At 62.5% G+C, this 3,068-nt stretch carries 4 protein-coding genes; 2 read left to right on the forward strand and 2 right to left on the reverse strand.

The window, feature by feature from the left end:
- Positions 1 to 570, reverse strand: a 570-nt coding sequence (locus RA20_RS24190) for a prephenate dehydratase domain-containing protein (protein WP_039135382.1), incomplete at its 3' end; no start/stop codon positions are given.
- A gap of 120 nt (positions 571 to 690) precedes the next feature.
- On the opposite strand from RA20_RS24190, the gene RA20_RS24195 reads away from it, so the two are divergent.
- A complete protein-coding gene (locus tag RA20_RS24195) occupies positions 691 to 1,197 on the forward strand; it encodes a c-type cytochrome (RefSeq protein WP_039135388.1) in 507 nt (168 codons plus the stop codon).
- An 86-nt stretch (positions 1,198 to 1,283) separates the two neighbouring features.
- Here RA20_RS24195 and RA20_RS24200 read toward each other — a convergent pair whose 3' ends face one another.
- Entirely contained in the window at positions 1,284 to 1,520 is a 237-nt protein-coding gene (locus RA20_RS24200; protein WP_039135385.1) for a DUF333 domain-containing protein, read from the reverse strand.
- 233 nt (positions 1,521 to 1,753) lie between these two features.
- Between RA20_RS24200 and RA20_RS24205 the strand changes: the two genes are divergently transcribed.
- The coding region (locus RA20_RS24205) for an extracellular solute-binding protein (protein WP_039135391.1) at positions 1,754 to 3,068 on the forward strand (1,315 nt) is incomplete at its 3' end.

Consider the following 3,068-nt stretch of genomic DNA (forward strand, 5'->3'; position numbering starts at 1 on the left):
GTTGTGGGCGCCGCGGCGGGTGTAGTTGGGTTCCGGCGACATGATCAGGAAACGGGTGGTGTTGTCGCCGTTGTCCTCGATATGGCGGGCCAGCACGTCCAGCCCGTAAATCTCGCCTGCCAGCTCGCTGGCCAGCGCCGCTACATGCTTGTCGCCGGCATCGGCCACATCGCGCGCGGCACGGGCGTTGTCGGGGCTGACCCGGCCCGTGATGCCGTGCTCGCGCAGGAAGGTCCCGCATTGCGGCAGCAGCACCAGATGCGATTTTGCCTCGCGGATATCCTCCAGTTTTGCGCCCGGCACCCCCAGCACGTTGATGTGCACCCGCACAAAAGCCTCGTCGATGATATGCAGTCCGCTGTGCGGCAAAAGCCGGTGAATGTCGGCAACCCGGCCGTAGGTGGAGTTCTCCACCGGCAGCATCGCCTGCTCGGCTTCACCGCTTTTGACCGCCCCGATCGCGTCCTCAAAAGTGCGGCAGGGCAGCACCTCCATATCGTGGCGCGCGTTGCGGCAGGCCTCGTGGCTGTAGGAGCCCAGCTCCCCCTGGATAGCGATCTTGCGGGTCATAAGGTGTGTTCCCGGTGCAAAACTTCAACAATTGGGCGTTTCGTCGCGCTGTCTATACCTTGCCACTTGAGAGGGGAAGCCTTAGACACCCCGTCAGACAGCTAAATGGACCCGCGATTCATGTTTGACACAATGACCCTTACCAAAGCGACCGCAGGCGTTTGCGGCGCGTTCCTGGTTCTCCTGCTGGGCAAATGGGCTGCCAGCGGCCTGTATCACATGGACAGCCACGGTGAGGCCGCCTATGTGATCGAAGTCGCCTCGGCCGAAGCCGCCAGCGATGAGCCGGAAGTCAGCTTCGAAGAGCTGATGGCCTCCGCCGACGCCGCCAAAGGCGCCAAAGTCTTTAAGAAATGCTCCGCTTGCCACAAGCTGGAAGCCGGCGTGAACTCCACCGGCCCGTCGCTGTACGGCGTTGTCGGCCGGGACATCGCAGCCGAAGCCGGTTTTGGCTACTCCGGCGCTCTGACCGGCCTGGCGGGCAAAGCCTGGACCGCAGAAGAGCTGGACGCCTTCATCACCAAGCCGTCCGCCTATGCCTCGGGCACCAGCATGAGCTTTGCTGGCCTGAAAAAGCAAAAGGACCGGGTGAACCTCATCGCCTATCTGGACAGCCTGGACAACTGATCCAGCCCGCTGTCCAAGCTATCCAAAACGAAAAGCCGCTGCAGATCCGCAGCGGCTTCTTTGATGGCGGCAGGTTCAACCTGGGGTCAGGCCGGATTGTTCTCCCGGTAGTAGGCCAGCGCATCGCGCTCCTGGCCGTCGGGCAGGATGCAGACGCCGATGGTGCCGGCCTTGCCGCTGCGGAGCACATAGCTGCCGCCGCTTTGCACGCAGAACGCCTCTTCCGGGCTGCTGTAGACCACTTCCTCTTCCTGCTGGGCGCAGGCGCTGAGCGCGGCAGCTCCGGCCATTGCAAGCACTGCGGCGATTTTCACTTTCGGCATCTCTGTCTCCCAGGGTCGTTGACAAAATCGTGATGCGAGGCTGGCACGCGGGCCGGATGCGGGCAAGCGGGCAGTAAAAGAGCAGGCCGGATCGGCAGTTGCGCGCCGAATGCAAGGGCGCGGAAGCCGGGAATTCACCCAATCTCAACTTGAATGTTACCACCCCGGGCCATTAGCTTGAGGGCAGATAACATCCCGGGCGTGCAGTCCCGGGGCAAAGGAGGTCATGGCAGATGAAAACCGCTCGGGCTGCGGCGCGTGTACGCGCGAAGGAGAGGGTGAACCCGCTGCAGGCGGCAGCCGGGCTTGCCTTGGGCTTGTTTCTGGCGCTGGGGGCGGCAACGCTGGCCAAGGCGGAAGAGGCCATCATCAAAAGCCACGGCTTTGCCGAGTTCGGCGAGCTGAAATACGGGCCGGAGTTCCAGAGTTTCGACTATGTGAACCCGGAGGCGCCCAAGGGCGGCGAGCTGTCGATTTCTGCCGTGGGCACCTTTGACAGCATGAACCCCTTCACCCGCAAGGGGCGGGCCGGGGCGCTGTCCTCGGACCACTACGAAAGCCTGATGGTGGAATCCTATGACGAGCCCGGCTCTTACTATGGCTTGATCGCCGAAAGCCTGGAGTATCCCGAAAGCCAGGACTGGGTGATTTTCAACCTCCGCCCCGAGGCAAAGTTTTCCGACGGCAGCCCGGTGACCGCAGATGATGTGGTTTTCTCGCATAATATCCTGCTGGACCAGGGGCTGAAGTCCTATGCCGAAGCGGTGCGCAAGCGCATCCCCAAGGCCGAGGCGCTGGGTCCGCACCGGGTCAAGTTCCACTTCTCGCCGGACTTTCCGCGCCGGGCGATGATCTCTCAGGTCAGCGGCACGCCGGTGTTCTCCAAGGCCTGGTTTGAGGCCGATCCGGAAAACCGCCGTATCGACGAGCCGCGGCTGGATCCGGGCATCGGCTCCGGTCCTTACGTGTTGGAAACCGCGGATGTGAACCAGCGCATCGTGTACCGCCGCAATCCCGATTACTGGGGCGCGCATCTGAACGTGAACGCCGGCCGCCATAACTACGACCGTATCCGGGTGGAATACTTCGGCGATGCGATTGCCGCGATGGAGGGCTTCAAGGCGGGCGTCTATACGCTTCGTTCAGAGAACAGTTCCAAGAACTGGGCCACGGGATATAATTTTGATGCGGTGAATGACGGTGAAGTGATCAAGGGCGAAATTCCGGACGGAAACGTGCCTGCCGCGTCCGGCTTTGTGATGAACCTTCTGCGGCCCAAGTTGCAGGACATCCGTGTCCGCGAGGCGCTGCAGCTGGCCTATAACTTTGAATGGACCAACGAGAGCCTGCAGTACGGGCTTTTCCGCCACCGCTCTTCCTTCTGGCAGGACACGCCGCTGCAGGCCGAAGGGCTGCCCGAAGGCCGCGAGAAAGAGGCGCTGGAAGCGCTGGGCGATCAGATTGATCCGTCACTGATGACCTCGGACCCAGTTATGGCGCATAGCTCCAAAGCATCCCGTCCCGGCGACCGCCGCAACCTGCGCCGCG

It is taken from the genome of Leisingera sp. ANG-Vp (genome assembly GCF_000813725.1).
GTDB lineage: Bacteria > Pseudomonadota > Alphaproteobacteria > Rhodobacterales > Rhodobacteraceae > Leisingera.